Source organism: Chitinophaga parva (genome assembly GCF_003071345.1).
Taxonomy (GTDB): Bacteria; Bacteroidota; Bacteroidia; order Chitinophagales; family Chitinophagaceae; genus Chitinophaga; species Chitinophaga parva.
In genome coordinates this window covers 47,391-65,218 of sequence record NZ_QCYK01000004.1, presented here as the reverse complement: position 1 = coordinate 65,218, position 17,828 = coordinate 47,391, and the positions used below count along the sequence as shown (strand labels likewise).

General features: G+C 53.2%; 15 protein-coding genes. 9 read left to right on the top strand and 6 right to left on the bottom strand.

What is annotated here, in order from left to right; genetic code table 11:
• Nucleotides 1-3 precede the first annotated feature (3 nt).
• The 4 genes from DCC81_RS24280 to DCC81_RS24265 all read right to left on the bottom strand — a co-directional run bounded on the left by DCC81_RS24280 (nucleotide 4) and on the right by DCC81_RS24265 (nucleotide 5,932).
• A complete protein-coding gene (locus DCC81_RS24280; protein WP_240613068.1) occupies nucleotides 4-3,225 on the bottom strand; it encodes a SusC/RagA family TonB-linked outer membrane protein in 3,222 nt (1,073 codons plus the stop codon).
• Between the two features lie 91 nt (nucleotides 3,226-3,316).
• Nucleotides 3,317-4,342 (bottom strand): FecR family protein, encoded by a 1,026-nt coding sequence (locus DCC81_RS24275; RefSeq protein WP_108689362.1) that lies wholly within the window; start codon nucleotides 4,340-4,342, stop codon nucleotides 3,317-3,319.
• A gap of 83 nt (nucleotides 4,343-4,425) precedes the next feature.
• Nucleotides 4,426-4,944: an RNA polymerase sigma factor gene (locus tag DCC81_RS24270; RefSeq protein WP_108689361.1), complete on the bottom strand. Its 519-nt coding sequence runs from the start codon at nucleotides 4,942-4,944 to the stop codon at nucleotides 4,426-4,428.
• 214 nt (nucleotides 4,945-5,158) lie between these two features.
• A complete protein-coding gene (locus tag DCC81_RS24265; protein ID WP_108689360.1) occupies nucleotides 5,159-5,932 on the bottom strand; it encodes a DUF4382 domain-containing protein in 774 nt (257 codons plus the stop codon).
• 240 nt (nucleotides 5,933-6,172) lie between these two features.
• On the opposite strand from DCC81_RS24265, the gene nusB reads away from it, so the two are divergent.
• The 5 genes from nusB to DCC81_RS24240 all read left to right on the top strand — a co-directional run bounded on the left by nusB (nucleotide 6,173) and on the right by DCC81_RS24240 (nucleotide 9,427).
• Nucleotides 6,173-7,099 carry a transcription antitermination factor NusB gene (gene nusB, locus DCC81_RS24260; protein WP_108689519.1) on the top strand — a complete coding sequence of 309 codons (927 nt, stop codon included), beginning with the start codon at nucleotides 6,173-6,175 and terminating at the stop codon, nucleotides 7,097-7,099.
• A 47-nt stretch (nucleotides 7,100-7,146) separates the two neighbouring features.
• On the top strand, nucleotides 7,147-7,596 hold the full coding sequence (locus DCC81_RS24255; RefSeq protein WP_108689359.1) for a DUF1573 domain-containing protein: 450 nt from the start codon (nucleotides 7,147-7,149) through the stop codon (nucleotides 7,594-7,596).
• A gap of 72 nt (nucleotides 7,597-7,668) precedes the next feature.
• Nucleotides 7,669-7,989, top strand: a complete 321-nt coding sequence (gene yajC / locus DCC81_RS24250; protein WP_108689358.1) for a preprotein translocase subunit YajC — start codon at nucleotides 7,669-7,671, stop codon at nucleotides 7,987-7,989.
• A gap of 88 nt (nucleotides 7,990-8,077) precedes the next feature.
• Nucleotides 8,078-8,671, top strand: coding sequence for a dephospho-CoA kinase (gene coaE, locus DCC81_RS24245; protein WP_108689357.1), 594 nt, complete (start codon nucleotides 8,078-8,080; stop codon nucleotides 8,669-8,671).
• A 6-nt stretch (nucleotides 8,672-8,677) separates the two neighbouring features.
• A complete protein-coding gene (locus DCC81_RS24240) occupies nucleotides 8,678-9,427 on the top strand; it encodes a hypothetical protein (RefSeq protein WP_108689356.1) in 750 nt (249 codons plus the stop codon).
• A gap of 73 nt (nucleotides 9,428-9,500) precedes the next feature.
• On the opposite strand, the gene secDF is transcribed toward DCC81_RS24240, so the two are convergent.
• Complete coding sequence (secDF, locus tag DCC81_RS24235; RefSeq protein ID WP_108689355.1) at nucleotides 9,501-12,674, bottom strand: protein translocase subunit SecDF; 3,174 nt, start codon at nucleotides 12,672-12,674, stop codon at nucleotides 9,501-9,503.
• A gap of 280 nt (nucleotides 12,675-12,954) precedes the next feature.
• Here secDF and DCC81_RS24230 point away from each other — a divergent pair, with 280 nt between their 5' ends.
• The 4 genes from DCC81_RS24230 to DCC81_RS24215 all read left to right on the top strand — a co-directional run bounded on the left by DCC81_RS24230 (nucleotide 12,955) and on the right by DCC81_RS24215 (nucleotide 16,789).
• A complete protein-coding gene (locus DCC81_RS24230) occupies nucleotides 12,955-14,034 on the top strand; it encodes a serine hydrolase (RefSeq protein ID WP_165806725.1) in 1,080 nt (359 codons plus the stop codon).
• A gap of 69 nt (nucleotides 14,035-14,103) precedes the next feature.
• Nucleotides 14,104-14,814, top strand: a complete 711-nt coding sequence (locus tag DCC81_RS24225) for a DUF4397 domain-containing protein (protein ID WP_108689353.1) — start codon at nucleotides 14,104-14,106, stop codon at nucleotides 14,812-14,814.
• Between the two features lie 152 nt (nucleotides 14,815-14,966).
• A complete protein-coding gene (locus DCC81_RS24220; protein ID WP_108689352.1) occupies nucleotides 14,967-16,163 on the top strand; it encodes a pyridoxal phosphate-dependent aminotransferase in 1,197 nt (398 codons plus the stop codon).
• Between the two features lie 47 nt (nucleotides 16,164-16,210).
• On the top strand, nucleotides 16,211-16,789 hold the full coding sequence (locus DCC81_RS24215) for a DUF7935 family protein (protein WP_108689351.1): 579 nt from the start codon (nucleotides 16,211-16,213) through the stop codon (nucleotides 16,787-16,789).
• Nucleotides 16,790-16,871: 82 nt separating this feature from the next.
• Here the strand turns inward: DCC81_RS24215 and DCC81_RS24210 are convergent, their stop codons facing one another.
• Nucleotides 16,872-17,786, bottom strand: coding sequence for a M23 family metallopeptidase (locus tag DCC81_RS24210; protein ID WP_108689350.1), 915 nt, complete (start codon nucleotides 17,784-17,786; stop codon nucleotides 16,872-16,874).
• Nucleotides 17,787-17,828 lie beyond the last annotated feature (42 nt).

Genomic DNA, 17,828 nt, shown 5'->3' with positions numbered 1-17,828 from the left:
GTTTTAAAAGTTTACTTCCAGGCCAAATGTGTAAGTACGTTGAATGGGGTACACGAAACCGTTGCCATTCACAGCGGGGTTGGAGGCTACGCCATCCACTTCATCGCCGGTTCCTTCGGGGTCAAATGCCTTACTGAGCTTCGTCCACTCAAACAGGTTCTGACCGGAGAAGAAAATGCGGGCGTTGCTCATTTTGATGGATTCTGTCCAGTGTACCGGCAGCGTGTAGCTCAGCGTCACGTTCTTCAGGCGCAGGTAAGCTGCGTTTTGCAGGTAGCGGGTCTGCACCACACCCAGCTGGCGCGTGTCGCTAAGTGCATCATAAGCACGCGGGCGGGGAAAGTACGCATCCGTGTGCGTAGGTGTCCAGTAGTTGTTGTAAATATGATCATACACCGGCTGGTTCCAGCGGTTATAAAAGCCCCAGAAAATGCCGCTTTCCGCACCAGGCCAGAAGTCACGCTTGCCAATGCCCTGGAAGAAAGTATTGAGGCCAATGCCATTCCAGTTGAAGTTCAGGTCCACACCGTAAGCATAATGCGGCATGGAGTTACCGATAATGCGCTTGTCGCCGGGATCGCCTACCGTGTTGGTACCGGAGTAGATCACGCCATCGCCATTAACGTCCCTGAATTTCAGGTCGCCGGCCAGGGGGTGGCCATTGAGGCTGTAAGAAGTGCTCTGCACTTTGCGCTGGTCTGCATGTCCTTTGTACTCATCATCGCTCTGGAAAAAACCATCTGTGGTGTAGCCCCAGATCTCGCCCAGTTGCATCCCTACGTAATAATCGCTGAGCAGTTTGGAAGGATTATCATAGCGGGTAATGAAAGAACGGCTGTCTGACAATACCACGGAAGCCCCGTAGCTGAAGGGTTTGCCGGCCAGCTGGAACTGATCATCCCATTTCACTGACAGTTCCCAGCCCCGGGTATCCAGGTCCGCAGCGTTCTGCTGGGGAGCGGTAGTACCCAGCACGGCGGGCAGTGTCCTGCCTTTGGTCAGCATTTTAGTGGTCTTACGGTCGTACCAGTCGTAACCCACGTGCAGGCGGCTGTCCAGCAGGGCGATGTCCGCCCCGAAATCCGTGGTGGTAGCGGTTTCCCAGGTAAGGTTATATGGCGTAAGATTGGGTGCGTAAATAGCGGTGGGCTGTGCGCCATCGAGGATATCTGTTACCTGTCCTACTTTCATAGCATTGATGTAGGCATAATCACTCACCAGCTGGTTACCCAGGGAGCCGTAAGAGGCACGCAGCTTCAGGGAGTTGATGATCTTTTCCACCGGTTTGAAGAAGTTTTCTTTTGATACTACCCACCCCGCGGAAGCAGAGGGAAAGAAGCCGCGGCGGTGGTTTTCCGCAAAGCGGCTGGTGGCGTCTTCACGGCCGTTAAACTCCAGCAGGTAGCGGTCTTTGAAGTCGTAGTCCAGGCGGTAAAACAAACCCCTCGTTACCCATTTGCTTTTCTGATCACTCACGGTGGCTACGCCGGTGGTGAGGTTGAGGGAGCCTTCATTGGCCGTTACGTTGGTTTTACGCATGGCCGTATCTGCATTGAAGGTGTTCCATTCCTGGTTCATCCCTACCAGTGCCTTGAAATGGTGGCCGTTTCCAAAACGCTTTTCGTAGTCCGCATACAGGTTTGCATTCTGGTCAAAGTTTTCCAGGAAGGCCGTGCGGTAAAAGTCGGGATTGGAATAGGTCACCACGGTACCCGGCCGGGTCTCATACTGGATGGGAATGCCCTGGAGCTGGCCACGGTCCTGCGATACAAACACGGAGTAGTCTCCATTCACGTGCAAACTGTTGTTGAGGAACTGGGTATGAAAGCCCAGCGTGTTTTTCAGCACCTGGTCCTTTTCCAGGGAGCGGCCGCCTTTTTCCAGCGCGCCAAAGGTCAGTGCGCCGGCCTGGGTATAATTACCATCCGGTGTATGAATGGCTTCGTAAGGGTTGGCAAATAATGACAGGTAGCGGTACAGGTTATTGCCCGCGGTGTTCAGGAATTTATTGGGTGCATCATACACGCCCTGGATCAGTTCCGTGTTATTATTGAAGCTAAACCATTTGGTCACTTCCTGGTTCAGTTTAAACTGCAGGTTGTAGCGCTTGTAATTGTCTGTAGCTGCTTTGAAAGAACCATCCTGGTTCAGGTAGCCGAGCGACAAAAAATATTCTGTTTTATCCTTGCCACCGGAAATGCTTACGTAGTGCTTCTGGAAAGGCTGGCGGTTGTTGTAAAACGCGCTGTACCAGTCCGTGTTGGCACCGCGGATAAAGTTGCCCGAAGCATCTACGCCCAGTTCCGGCAGGGAAGGATCTGCTTTTCTTTTCTGCAGGTAAGCAATTACGTCTGCCATGCCGGCTGCATCGCTGCCTGCATAGTCGCGGTAGGCCTGGTTTTGCAGCTGGGCCGCTGCCAGCGGGTCTTTGATCACGTGTGGCAGGCGGGTGGGCTGGCCCCAGCCAAAGTTGTTCGTATAGCGCACCTGCAGGTGGTCTTTGCGGCCATGGCGGGTGGTGACCAGCAGCACGCCAAAGGCGGCGCGGGCGCCGTAAATAGCTGCACTGGCAGCGTCTTTCAGGGCCGTTACACTTTCTACGTCTTCAGGGTTGATGAGGTTAATATCACCAGGCGTACCATCGATCAGCACCAGCGGGCCGCCCCCGTTCAGGGAAGTAAACCCGCGGATGTTGAAGGTGCCGCCGCGGCCTATCTGGCCATCGCCAAAGGTCACGTTCACGTTGGGCAGGGCGCCTTGCAGAGCCTGCGCAATGTTCGTCACCGGGCGGTTTTCAAACACTTCAGAGCCCACCTGTGAGATGGCGCCGGTCACGTTGGATTTCTTCTGCGTGCCATACCCTACCACTACTACCTGGGCCAGCGCATCGTCTTTAATTTTAAGGTGCACCACGAGGTTAATGGTCTCGTCTTTTTTAATGAGATAACCATCCAGCACCTGGTTCTTGTAGCCCACGTAAGAAAAGGCAAACTGGTAAGTATCGCCCGGCACCAGGTCGTTGAAAGTAAACAGGCCCTTTTCATTGGTCATCTGGGCGCTGATCCGGCCGGTGCGGGTATCGGTGGCTTTTACCGATACGCCGATCATTCTTTCGTTCTGATCATTCTGCACAATGCCGCTCACACTGGGGCGTTGCTGTGCGCGGGCCATCACTGGCAGGAGCAGCAGCAAACACCAGCAGGCATGCTGGATGCGTAAAGACATGTGTTGTGTGTTTTTGTTCATACAATTTTTTTTAGGCAATAGCTTCCCGGGCCGCTGCAGCAGCCGTTTTCAGCGGGTAATGATGTTGGTTCTACTTCTTTAACTGGTAATGGCGCCCGTTGTCGCCCTGCACGCTGGCATTATTCAGCGTAGCAATAGTTTGCAGGATATTGACCAATGAATCCTGCCGGCTGAACGTTGCGGTGACGTATACTTTTTTCAAATGGTGTGCATCATATTGTATGTCTGCATCATACTGTTCACCCAGTACCTGCAGTACTTTCTGCAAAGGCACATGGTTGAATGCCAGGGTTTGCCCATCGGCCACCAGGCGTTCCTCGCTGCCTGGCATGGGCGGCAGCACCGTCTCATGGCGCTTTTCGGGCAGATGCATGCCCTCGTTCCAGGCCAGGGTTTCACCCGGTTCCAGGTACATGGGGGCAAAGGCCACGCCACCGGTGCTCTTCACCACGATCTTGCCGCTGATGAGTTTTATGTGTATTTGCCTCGGTGCATTTTCCTGTACGGTGAATACAGTGCCCAGGGCTGTGGTGGCTAACGTGGACGTGTATACGGTAAATGGCCGCCGCTGGTCTTTAGCCACGGAGAAGCGACCGCCCCCTTTTAAATAGATATTACGGGCATTGGTCTCAAATCCTTTCCGGTAGGAGATCTGGCTGTAGCGGTACAGCACAATGCTGCTGCCATCTTCCAGCACATAGCGTTGGGAGTGGTTGCTGTTATTGCGCAGGGTATCCATTACCGTGGCAGCCATGGCCACCAGCGGGGCCGGTGCATGCTGGCGTTGTGCTTCAAATTTCCAAAGGAAGGCAATGCCTGCCACGCCGGCCAGCAGCGCGGCTGCGGCGGTGAAGATGCGCACCCGCATGCGGTGCACGCCATCCTGCTGTACAATGCGGGTGCGGATGGCTTTGAACATATTGGCTGAATGGGCCGGGTGCAGGCGGGCATCGGGCCGGAATTGTTGAAAATCATCATGCTGCAGCTGTTCTTTCCAGGCTTCCGGGTGCTGCCGGAAATATGCCAGCACTTCCGCTTCTTCGGCGGCGCTGCACTGGCCCTGTAAAAAACGCTGGTAAAGCTCTTTTGATAGCATATACCAACACTACGTTTGCGCACAGCCGATCCCTTAGTGTTAACAATTTGTTTAAATAGGGGACGGTGAATGGCAGCACGCATTTAAACCAGTGCTGACACCAGGGCTTTGCGCAGTTGCTTCAAAGCCTTGCTGATGTGGGCTTCTACGGTTTTGGGGGCAATGGAAAGCTGTTCGGAGATCTCTTTGTGGGAGAGGCCTTCCACGCGGCTGAGCCAGAAAACTTTTTTGCGCACGGGGGGCATTTTATCCATTTCCCGGTGTAGTTGTTTTTCTATATCCGCATGGTGGCCCGGTGTGGAGGCAGGGGTATCCAGGGTTTGGGCATAGGCATCCATTAGCTGTCGCTGGTATTTTTCCTTGCGCAGCATGTCAATGAAGGTGGTCTTTGCAATGCGGAACAGCTGCTCGGACAGGGTATGCGTTTCGGACAGGCGGGCCCGGTGCTGCCACAGGCGGATAAAGACCTGCTGCACCAGCTCAGCGGAAAGTTCGGGCGAACGGGTATGCTTGAGGAAATATGCGTACAGCCTTTCGTGAAAGGCATGGTACACCTCCTCAAAAATCCCTTCATAGCCCAACTTCAATCCAATAATGTCCATGACGGCGGATTTGTGATACAGTTCCGTTAAAAAAAGGAGTAAGCAAAAATGGAAGTGGGAGTGCCGGCAGCGGCCTGTAACAGCAAAATTGGAAAAAGTAGCTGAGAGGTTTATATTAAGAAATGATTAAGCCGCGGCAATGGCTTGCCGCGGCTTAAAAAAATTTGTTCGGTCAATTGTGTTCCGGTGGGCTGCACCGGCTTTAAAAACATGCTTACGGGAGGAGGGTGATAGTACCAAGGTCTGTCTGGATACCGTAGCTAACGGATACATTCGCGTTAGTGTAAGGTTGCAGGCCGGTTCCCATTGCCGGTGTGATCCATACCTTGTAAGTACCGGTAGCAAGGCCGCTTATTCTAAAGAAGCCGTCTGTGGTATTAGGTATTGCAGACAGGGTATCGGTACCCGCGGCTGCGTATACAATGGCACCTGCGGCCAGTGGCAGTACATAGCCTTTGATCTGCCCGTTGGTGATGGCGCTGTAAGCCCTGATCACCGGTTTTAATTTGTAACCGCCATTGCCTGTCTGCACGATGGATTTGGCAGCGTCAAAGTCGATCCAGATGGTGTAGGCACTGTCAGCGCTCAGGCTTTGATGAAAGTTCAGCTTCAGGCCACTTTCCTGGGCAGACGGTGTATTGAGCGGGTAGCTGGTGCCATTGACCACAAGGGAGTTGTTAGATCCCAATACCAGGCGGATCTGGCCGATGGTAGCTGCCGGCAGCGTAGTTTGCGCCAGCAGGGTATCCAGCCCGTTTTTCAGGCTCAGCAGGTCATAGACACCGGGGTGCACCGGGGTTATCGTAGTGGTGCTACTTCCTTCCATGGTCACTTCCACCCGTTGGATGTCAATAAAAACATGGTCATAAGCCGCCGGTGCGTCTGTAAGGCGCATGGTTACAGCCGCGGTGCCACTTTTGTTGTCCTTCTTACAGGCAGCGAAGATCAAAATGGCCGGCAGGATCAGGAGTAGGGAGATCTTTTTCATGTGATATGGTTTTGACCCGGCAAAGGCGAAAAGTATGCCAAACCCGGGGGTTCGCCCCTCATAGCTGCCTCCCGGCAGATCCCCACAGCCCGTCCCCGGCTACGTCCCGTCCATGGCGGCTTAAAAGCTGGCAGACGCGTCTGTGACCTTTTGTCATATATGTATTTTATTAATACAACGGCTTTGGCAGAGTGGCTTGAAATGCCTACTTTTGCGCCCTCATACCAGTTCTTAAAATTCATGATTAGTAGAAGAAACATCCGGGTGAAAGTGATGCAAACGCTTTATGCCCTGGACACGATGGAGCAAAGTAGTATTAAGCCGGGTACCGCCACCAGCTTGCTGAACGATAAGCTGGAACAAACCCGACAGATCTTTTCCTACCTGCTCTATTCTATTATCCGCGTGGCACAATACGCGGAAACCGATGCGCAGGCCCGCTCCAACAAGCACCTGCCCAGCCAGGCCGACCTGAATGTAAACACCAAGATCGCCGGCAACGAGTTCCTCTACCAGATCCTGCAAGACAATGGCTTCCAGATCAACCTGGAGCAATGGAAACTGAAATACCTGCCAGACAATGAATTGCTGCGCAAGCTCTATAACGAGCTGGTAGCCACCGATACTTACCAGACTTACATTGCCGATGAAACCCGTGCCCGCAGCAGCGAAAAGCACATCCTGGAATTCATCTACAGCAGCATCCTCGCCAAGAGTGAAGCTTTCCTCCAGCACATGGAAGACAACTTTACCAGCTGGGATGATGATGCGGACATGATGCACCTGCTCATTGGCAACTACTTTAACAAGCCGCAGCTGTTCAACTTCCTGCAGCTGATCAGCAAGGAAAAGCTGGACTACGCAAGAGAACTGCTGCTCACCGTGATCGATAAAAAGGAATACTGCCTGGAGCTGATCAAGCCCAAGCTGCAGAACTGGGACTCTGAACGTATCGCCACCGTGGACATGCTGCTGATGGAAATGGGCGTATGCGAGTTCCTCTACTTCCCTACTATTCCTATCAAGGTGACCATCAACGAATACATTGACCTGGCCAAGGCTTACAGCACACCGCAAAGCGGCCAGTTCATCAACGGTATCCTGGATAATGTGCTGAAAGAACTGGAGAACCAAAACCTTATCCAGAAAACAGATCGCAAAAAATAGGTTTCCTGCCCGGAAGTTTTATTTTTACGGCAAATTCGTCCATCCGTATGAAACGCATCTCCCTTTTTTTGCTCGGCGCAGGCTTGCTGCTGGGCGCCTGCCACCAGGGCCAGCCTGCTTCGGAAAAACAGGCCGCCACGGCTACAGATTCCAGCCAGCACGGGTTCCCGGTGATCACCTTTGACCAGGAAACCCACGATTTTGGCACTGTGCATGAGGGAGAAGTAGTAACCTACGATTTTACATTCACCAATACCGGCGACGCGCCCCTGCTCATCACAGATGCACAAGCCAGTTGCGGCTGCACCGTACCGGAATGGCCCAGGGAGCCCATCAAACCCGGACAGAAAGGCGCCCTGAAGGTATCTTTCAACAGTGCCGGCAAAGACGGGGCCCAGGACAAGTCCATCTCCATCAAGGCCAATACAAAAGATGCCTTTGTGCCCGGACCACACATCCTGTGCAACGTGATAAAAGGCAACGGTACCACGTATTAAAATAAAATGGCCGTTCAAACGTCCTTATAACTACGATTAACAATTAACGATTAACTATTAACAACAATAAACATGAACATTTTACTTCAAGCTGGTGGATTGGGAAGCATGCAGCCCATACTGCTGATCGGCGGTATGTTTCTGGTGATGTACTTCTTTATGATCCGCCCGCAGCAGAAAAAAGCAAAGGATCAGAAAAACTTCATCGATAACCTGAAAGAAGGTGATAAACTTGTAACCATTGCCGGCATTCATGGCAAGCTGAAAAAGATCAATGACAACGGTACCCTGCAGATCGAAGTAAGCCCTGCCAGCTACCTCACCATTGAGCGTTCTGCAGTAAGCATGGAATACACCGTGGCGATGAACAAGCCTGCCGAAGAAAAGAAATAATTCCAACTGCACTTTTTTTGAAAGGGCCCCGCTGTAACTGCAGCAGGCCCTTTTTATTTTTTGTATCTTTTTGCCCTAAACGAGGACCATGTTAAAGATTGGAATCACCGGCGGTATAGGCTCAGGCAAGAGCACCGTAGCGGCCATGTTTGCCGTGCTGGGCATTCCCGTGTACCAGTCCGACACGGAAGCCCGCCGGCTCATGAACACAGACCCTGAGCTGATAGCGGGCATCCGTGCGCACTTTGGAGATGCTGCTTACCTGGCAGACGGGCAGCTGGACCGCAAGTACCTGGGCAACCTGGTGTTCAATAATCCCGAGCGCCTGGCCCTTCTCAACGAACTGACACACCCGGCCACCATCCGCGACTCTGAGGCATGGGCCGCCCGCCAAACCACTCCTTACGTGATCAAGGAAGCCGCCATCCTCTTTGAGTCCGGCTCTAACCACTATCTCGATGCCGTGATCGGCGTATCGGCCCCTAAGTCCCTGCGCATACAACGGGTCATGGAGCGCGACCATGTGACCCGTGAAGAGGTGCTGGCCCGCATGCGCCGCCAGATCGATGAAGACATTAAAATGCGCCTGTCGGACCACGTGATCGTCAATGATGAGCAGCAGCTCGTGATCCCCCAGGTGCTGGCCCTGCATGAAAAACTGCTGGAACAGGCACAGGCCTAGTTGTTTATGAGACCTGTCACCGTCATAGGCCTTGCCGCCTTTAGCGCCCTGTTGCTGCCGGCCTTCGTTTACGGCCAGCAGCGTATCAGCGGGCGTACCCTCAGCCAGGATTCCGTGCCCCTGGCCGGCGTGGCCATTACGAACCGGCATTCCCAACTTGCCACCACTTCCGGCCCGGACGCCAGCTTTACCCTCCTGGCCCACCCCGGCGATACCATCCTGTTTTCCGGCATTAACGTGGTGGCCCGCTACTGGATCGTGCCATCCGGCGCCAGCCGCAGTGTGCACGACATCCTGCTCACGCCCCGGATCATTGACCTCATGCCCGTATCCGTCCGCAACCATACCTACAAAGACGATTCCATCGCCAACCGGCAGGAGTATGCCAAAGCCTTCAACTTCCACCGCCCGCGCGTAGGCGAGATCATACATGTAGCACCCATCGGCATCGCGGTAAACATTAACCAGCTTACCCACCTGGCGCAGCTGAAATCCAACCGTCACAAAATGTTTTTCAAGCACCAGCTGGTGCAGTACGAGCATGAAGGATTTGTAGCCGCGCATTATACAGAACGCCTCGTAGCGTCTACGGTGCCGCTCAGCGGGGATTCTTTGACCTACTTTGTAAACAAGTACCGGCCCACGTATGAGCAGGTGCATGACTGGAGTGATTATGATATGCTGTATTTCATTCACCAGTCTTACAAGCGGTATGTGGATAGTTTGAAGAACGGGACCGTGAATGCGCCGCTTTGAGGTTTTAACCGCAAAAAACAAAAGGTCCTGCCAGCCGGCAGGACCTTTCTCTATCAAACATTAACTAGTCAGCTTATATTTTCTTGGAAGCGGCAGCGGTCGCTTTCGGCTCCAGCGCTTCCAGTACATCACTTTCATTTGCCAGCTCATTCTTGTGGTCAAAGTCCACCAGCACGGGGGCTGCTACGAAAATGGAAGAGTAAGTACCGGTGATCACACCGATCAGCATGGCGAATGCAAAACCGCGGGTTACTTCACCACCGAATACAAACAGGATCAGGATGGTCAGGAACACCGTGAGCGACGTCATGATGGTGCGGCTCAGGGTACTGTTGATCGCCTTGTTGATGAGGGTATTCCTATCGCCGTTCTTGGTGCTGCGGAAGTTCTCACGGATACGGTCAAATACGATCACCGTATCGTTCATGGAGAAGCCGATCACGGTAAGGATAGCCGCAATGAAGTGCTGATCCAGTTCCAGCGGGAAGGGTACTACATCTTTCAGGAAGGAGAACACCGCCAGGGTTACCAGTACGTCGTGCAGCAGGGAGAAAATGGTACCCAGTGAGTATTGCCATTTACTGAAGCGCAGCAGGATGTACAGGAAGATCACTACCAGGGAGAAGATCGTGGCCTTGATAGCACCACCGCGCAGGGCGGTAGAGATAGTGGCGGATACGGTCTCAGAACCCAGCAGGTTTTTGCTCATGAACTGCTCGTAAGTAGTACCATTGGCCAGGTAAGGCTTCAGGCCTTCAAACAGCTTGGTGGATACTTCTTTATCTGCGGCGGCGCCGGTTTCTTCTACTTTATAACCCGTAGTGATGGCCAGCTGGTTGTTAGCACCGAAGGTCTTCACCACCGGTTCTGCACCGAATACATCTTTCAGGTGGGCGGTCACCTCGCCCTGGGGCACGTCCTTTTCAAAACGTACCGTGTAGCTACGGCCACCGGAGAAGTCAACACCGGCGCGGAAGCCATGGAAGAAGGAAGCAACACCCAGCACCATTACGATAGCAGAGATGACGTAAGCATATTTACGCTTGCCTACGAAGTCGAAGTTAGCGTGCTTAAAGATCTTGCGGGAAATGGGTGTAAAGTATTCGAAGTGGCGTTTCTTATTGGTCCAGAAGTCGGTTACCAGGCGGGATACCATGATACCGCAGAACAGGGACAGCAACAGGCCGATGATCTGCGTGGTGGCAAAGCCCAGTACGGGGCCCAGGCCAAAGTAGAACAGGATGCAGGCGGTGAGCAGGGAGGTGATGTGACCATCCAGTACCGGTGCATAGGAACGTTTGTAACCGTCTATCACCGCCTGCTGGTAGGTTTTACCCAGGCTCAGTTCATCCTTGATACGTTCAAAGATAATTACGTTTGTATCCACGGCCATACCCACGGTGAGTACCAGGCCCGCAATACCGGGCATGGTGAGCGTGGCGCCCAGGGAAGCCAGGATACCGAAAGTGAAGAGCAGGTTGAGGATCAGCGCGATGTTAGCTACGATACCGGCGGTATTGTAATACACCAGCATCAGCACGAAGATCACTGCAAAAGAAATGAGGAAGGAAGTAGCGCCGGCGTGGATGGACTCAGCACCGAGGCTGGGGCCTACCACGCTTTCCTGTACGATCACCGCGGGAGCCGGCATTTTGCCGGATTCCAGGATGTTTGCCAGGTCAGTACCTTCTTCTGCGGTAAAGCTACCGGCAATGGAAGAGTTACCACCGGCAATTTCTTCGCGTACGGAAGGTGCGGAATATACTACGTTATCCAGTACCACAGCAACGTAGTTCATGCTGTAGGGATTGTCTTTGTTATAACCCTGTGACACGTCGTTGGTCATCTTGCGCCACTCCTTGGAACCGATGTTATCCATGGACATGTTCACTTCCACTTTACCATCGCGGATGTCCTGGCGGGCATTTATGATGTGCTCACCGCTCACACGGGGTGCGGGGTTGGAGGGATTCACTTTCAGGCCGTATACTTCCAGGGCGGCGTGCTTGTCTTCTTTGTTCTCCGGACCGTAAGCCAGTACAAAGTCGCGGGGCAGTACGTTGCGTACAGCGGGGATCTCCAGGTAAGCGCGCAGGGTGGCGGTATCCTTGGGCAGGATGCGGCCCAGTGCGGGAGCGGGAGCCGGCTGGTTGTCCTGGGTGAAGAAAGGCTGCATGATGGCAAACAGCGGGTTCTGGCGGCGCAGTTCTTCCAGCTGGGCATCTTTGGTCTTGGCGGCGTTCTTATCGGAGGCCTTGCTGCTGTCAGACAGGTATTGGGACAGGCTGCCATTGCCACCGGTGGTATCCTTTGCGGCAGGGGTAGCAGCTGCAGTGGCAGTGCTGTCGGCCCTGGCGGCGGAAGTATCTGCGCTTTTACCCATCAGGGCGGCACGGATGGCTTCATTCACCGGCACCAGGATATTCTGGTAGTTTTCAACACCACCTTTATATACTTCGCGGAATTCCAGGTTGGCGATACCGGTCAGGTACTTGCGTACGCGCTCGCGGTTGTCCACGCCTGCCAGTTCCACGGAGATAATGCCTTTATTTTCGTCCAGGCTCACATTGGGCTGGGATACGCCGAACTTGTCGATACGTTTCTGCAGCACCAGGTACGTGTTCTGGATAGCGGCGCGGGCTTCGCGGCGCAATACATCCAGCACTTTGGCGTTGGAGGAATTGTAATCAATGTCTTTGGAATATGCATTGGCAAAGATGGTTGCCAGTTTGCCGGAGGGGTTGATCTGCTCGTAAGCCTGCCCGAACAGGGTCACATAGTCAGACTGTGAAGTTTTCTTCATTTCGTTGGCCTGTTTCAGCGCCTGGTTGAAAGCGCCGTCCTTGGAGCGGCCAGACAGGGAACGGATCACATCTTCCACACTCACATCCAGTACTACGTGCATACCACCCTGCAGGTCCAGGCCGAGGTTCAGTTCTCTTTCTTTTGCAGTGGTGTAATTCACGTTCCACGGGAAGCTGGCAATCTTGGCATTGCCAACGGAATCGAGGATGGCTTGTTTACGGAGCTTTACCTGGTCGTTGAGTGTATCCTGGTAGAATGCCTGCTGTTGCGCATCGCCGGGATATTTTACGGCAGCGGAAGGGAAGTTTTTGGACACATCGTTCTGTGCCTGTTCATTTACCTTCTTGTCATAATTGCGAACCACAAACGTGAAGGACAATTGATACACAGAGATAAGGATCAGTGCGACGGTAAAAACTCTTACAAGTCCTTTAAGTTGCATATTGTATCGGGTTTAAAAAAAATTTTTTAGAGTTGCAAAGATAGAATTTAAATTGATATATTAAAGAGCCGTTAAAATCCGCCAAAATTTAGTAGCGGCGCTGCTTTCAGGCAAAGAGGAAGGAAAGTGGAATATCGTGTGCCTTCCCGCCGGCAGATGCCGGACCGGGCTGATTTTAATACATTTACAACTTTCAACACTTCAGATGCGTTCAGGCAAAGGGCCGGCCACAGATCCCTGGTTTCAGGACTTTTTACATACCTCACGACCGCTGAACGCGGTGCTGCAACCTTTAAACACCGGTCCGGTACAGGTGGTGTACACCCGGATCGATCGTGATGCGCGCAATGTAGCTTATTTTCATGATTTTTACTACCAGGTTGATGCAGAGCGGTATTTTTATCCTGCCTCCACCGTAAAACTTCCGATGGCGGCCGCCGCCCTGGAAAAAATAAATTTACTGGGCCTCCCCCGCCTTACGGTAAACACACCTTATTATACGACCGCCATGCCCCTGGACACGGGGTACCAGGCCGGGCAGGCCAGTTCTGTAGCCACCGATATTGAGAAAATGCTGACCCTCAGCAGCAATACGGCTTTTAACCGCCTTTACCAGTTCACCGGGCCCTGCACCCTGCAGGCCATGCTGGGCGCCAAGGGGTATGCAGACGCGGATATCCGCCACCAGCTGGGCTTTTCAGACATTGGCACCGGGCACCCGGACACGGCACCCTGCCGGTTTGTGGAGGGGGATACCGTTATATATGAACAACCGGGGGCACATTGCCACCTGGCCGCAGCCCCTCCCCGGCATGACCATGCCGGCACCGCATTCCTGGACGGCCAGGGCCGGTTGCACCGGCAACCCATGAACTTTTCTTTCCGTAACCGGCTACCGTTGCTAAACCTTCATAAGATATTACAGTCCATAATTTTCCCGGAGTGTGTAACATTTGAGCAGGGCTTCCGTTTAACAGACACTGATCGTCGCTTGTTATTGCGTAGCCTGGGCCAATGGCCCCGGCAGATGGAAAACCTGCCAGCCCATGCTGATTACCCGGACCATTACGCCAAGTTCCTGCTGCCGGATGTTCCCGGTGTGCGGTGTTTTAATAAAGCCGGGTGGGCCTTCGGGTTCCTGACAGATACGGCCTATTTCGCGGATCCTGTACGTGGCATTGAATTCTGCCTGTCAGCCACCGTAGCCTTCCACGACGGTACGCCCCTGCAGGCAAACATGCCGGAACAGGAGCAAGCCGGCAAACAGTGGCTCAAAGCCCTGGGAACTGCTGTTTATGAATACGAACTGCATCGACCAAAAAAATATTACCCGGACCTGCAACGTTATACTGAATACTAGTGTACCATACCATCCTCCGGGCACAACACCGCAAAACCTTTTAGAACACTTAAATAAACCTTCACCAACATGATCAGAAAGAAAATCGCCGGCCTGCTGATGGCTGCCGGTCTCCTGGGGATGATGACAATGACCGCCTGTTTGAAGACCTCCAACAGCTCCACCCAGACTGTTTGGACCTATTCCACGATCATCAACGCCTATGCTGACTCCACCGGCATGGTGTTTTACGACGGCAGCTCCAAAGTAGATACCACCCGCTTCCCGCTTGGCTTCTGGAGTGTACTGCGCGACGTGCCCACCACCCACAGCTACAACTTCCGGACCTACAAAACAGATTCACTCATTTGCAGCATCACCGGTGTTCCCTTTGATTCACTGACCTATCATACGTTGATCGCTTATGGCACTAAAGCTACCGGTGGCAAGCTGGCTAACCTGGAAGAAAATTTTGCCAACATCCGTGGTGATTCTGCCAATGTACGCTTCTTCAACTTCTGCGACAGCACTGGTCCTGTAGATGTGTTCATCAACACCGTGAAAGTGTTCTCCGGCCGTGATTACACACCGCGCACCGGCTTCTTCCCCGCCTGGACCACCTTCCCCGGTTCTACCAATGCTACCGTGGAAGTAAAACCCACCGGCAAAGATTCCCTGATCTGTAAAGCTACCATGAACCTGTACACCGCCAACGTATACCAACTGGTACTGGCTGGTTACCTGCACGGTGTAGGCAAAGAGAAAGTAGGCATCTACTCCGCCGGTTACAGCACTTATTAATCTTCTTTTTTTATAGCAGAAAAGGGGCTGCATCCTGTTGGATGCAGCCCTTTTCTGTTTTCGCTAAACGGGCCTCTGTTCCATAATTTTTGCTCCCGTTTAATACAATTATTTTGTTTAGGTTTGTCGGCCAAGGTCACAATTGTATTATCATGACATTCCAACTAGCAGACCGCCTCTCCCGCATTTCCGAGCCGCAAACCATTAAAATGGCAAAGCTGGGCCGCGAACTGAAAGCACAGGGCATAGACATCGTAGATCTCAGCATTGGTGAGCCGGACTTTGATACGCCGGTACACATCCGCGATGCGGCCAAAAAGGCCATGGATGAAGGTTACACCCACTACACACCCGTAGCCGGCTATGCAGACCTGCGCGCCGCAGTGGCCCAGAAATTCAAACGGGATAATGGTCTTGACTATACGCCGGAACAGATCGTGGTATCCACCGGTGCCAAGCAAAGCATTGCCAACGCGGTGCTGAGCGTGGTAGATCCCGCTGATGAAGTAGTGATCCCCACTCCTTACTGGGTTACTTACTCAGAGCTGGTGAAACTCTGCCAGGGTGAAGTGGTATTTGTGGCCTGCAGCGCTGAAAATAATTACAAGATCACACCGGAACAGCTGGAAGCGGCCATCACGCCAAAGACCAAACTGTTCATGTTCTCCTCCCCCTGCAATCCTACGGGCTCCGTGTACTCCAGGGAAGAACTGGAAGGCCTGGCCAAGGTGTTCCTCAAACACCCCCAGGTATATATCATGTCCGACGAGATCTATGAATATATTAATTACACCGGCCCGCATGAAAGCATTGCACAGTTCCCGGAACTGAAAGACCGGGTGATCATCATCAACGGCCTCAGTAAAGGCTTTGCCATGACCGGCTGGCGCCTGGGCTTCAGCGCCTCTGCCCTGCCACTGGCCAAAGCATTTGACAAGATCCAAAGCCAGTTCACTTCCGCTACCAGCTCCATTTCCCAGCGGGCCGCAGTGACCGCCCTTACCGGCGACCTGCTCACTGCAAAGGCCATGGTGGCCGAGTTCCGCAAGCGCCGCGACTTCATTGCGGCAGGCCTGGCCTCCATCCCGGGGCTGAAGGTGAATGAACCGGAAGGTGCCTTTTATATGTTTCCCAATGTGAGCGCCTTCTTCGGCAAATCCTTTGAAGGAGACACCATCCGGAACGCAGACGATCTTTGCATGTTCCTCCTGCACAAGGCGCACGTGTCTACCGTAACCGGTGGTGCCTTTGGGGCGCCGGAGTGCATCCGCCTGTCTTATGCTACCGGCATGGACAAACTGGAAAAAGGCGTGGCCCGCATGAAGGAATGGTTAGGCAAATTGGTATAACAAATTTTTATATATTTGCTGCCCATCCTAAACTACTTTTTGTCCTAATGAACTTCTCCACCCAGAACATTCTCATCTTCTTACTCTGCTTAGGCGGTATCTACGTGCTGTATACTACTATCCGGGACCTCGTGAAAAAACCGTCAAAAGAGGAGGAAGCCGGAGCGCCTGCCGCCCCGGAGACCAGCACCGGTACAGCCACCGCGGCTGCATTTACGCCTGCTGCACCGGCCGACAGGAGCACCCTGCCCCTGCAACTGGCTGCTTATGAGCGCCTGGTGCTGCTGGTAGAGCGCCTTACCCCGCAGAGCCTCATTAACCGCGTGTACAATTCCGAAATGACCGCTGCAGACATGCATGTGGCCCTGGTGCATACCATCAAGGCGGAATTTGACCATAACATCACCCAGCAGATCTACGTGAGCGCAGGGGCATGGGATGCGGTAAAGACCGTGAAGGAAAATACCATCGCCCTGATTAACCAGACCTATGGCAACCTGGGCGAAGGCGCTACCGCTACAGACCTGAACCGTGCCATCCTGGGCATTTACATGCAGTTCCCGGAATCGCCCACTGATATTGCTTCACAGATCATCAGTAATGAAGCCAAGCGTATTATGGCATAATTTATTGTTGCCTGCTACCACATAAAAAAATCCTGGCCGCGCTACCGGACCAGGATTTTCTTTTTTAACACGTTCGTCGCTATTATTTTTCATCCGCATCAATGATCTCATTGAGCAGGTAGCTTTTTCCATTCAGCTCCATGTACAAAGGCGGGCATTGGTACCAGGGGAGGTTGCTTTCCTTCATGTGCACCTGCATGTGGAGATGAGGCTCCGCGCTGAAGCCGGAGTTGCCAATGCGGCCAATGGGGTCGCCCTTCTTTACCCAATCATTTTCATGCACCATCACGGAGCCTTTGCGCATGTGGGCCATAAATACATAGCAGGTGCCGGTTTCCAGCAGTACCTGGTTGGTATTGGTAGGGCCGCGCTGCATGTTGGGCGGTGTGTTATCCGGGTTGGTATTGTTAGCCCGCACCACGCGCCCATCACAGGGCGCATAGATGGTATCGCCAAAGCTGACGTAATCATGCAGGTTTGCAGAGAACACGCGGTTGGCGCGGCGACCATACCGGTCCAGTTTTACAATGTCCATGGCATACACGGCGCCGCGCAGGCTGTAGTGAAAAAGATTGGTGGGCAGCCCTTTACCGCCTTGCAGCACAAAATATTTTCCATGCTTGAAAGGCAGGCCTATGGCCACGCGCCGCGGGCGGCCGGTGGTGCCGGTAAAATAGAGGATGATGAAAACCCAGAGTATCCAGGCCAGCGCCCGGTTCACCCATTTGCGCCAGGCCGCATATGGGCGCACAGGTTCCTTCCGCGGTTGCTGCGCTGCGGAAATGAGCACCAGCACAAAGGCTGCGGCAAAAACATATTTGGTATAGGCGGAGAGAAATATCCAGGTACCATACAGGTAAACGAAAAGGGCCAGGCTGCATGAGAGGAAGACAAGGGAGCGGGAATATTGCAGGGGCCGCGTAACGGCAATCCACAGGAGGAGCATACTACCGAGGGCCAACAGCAACGTCAGGCCCAGCAAAATGTAAATAACCATATCATTTGTTAAAGACCATGCACAAATTATTAATAAATTTTC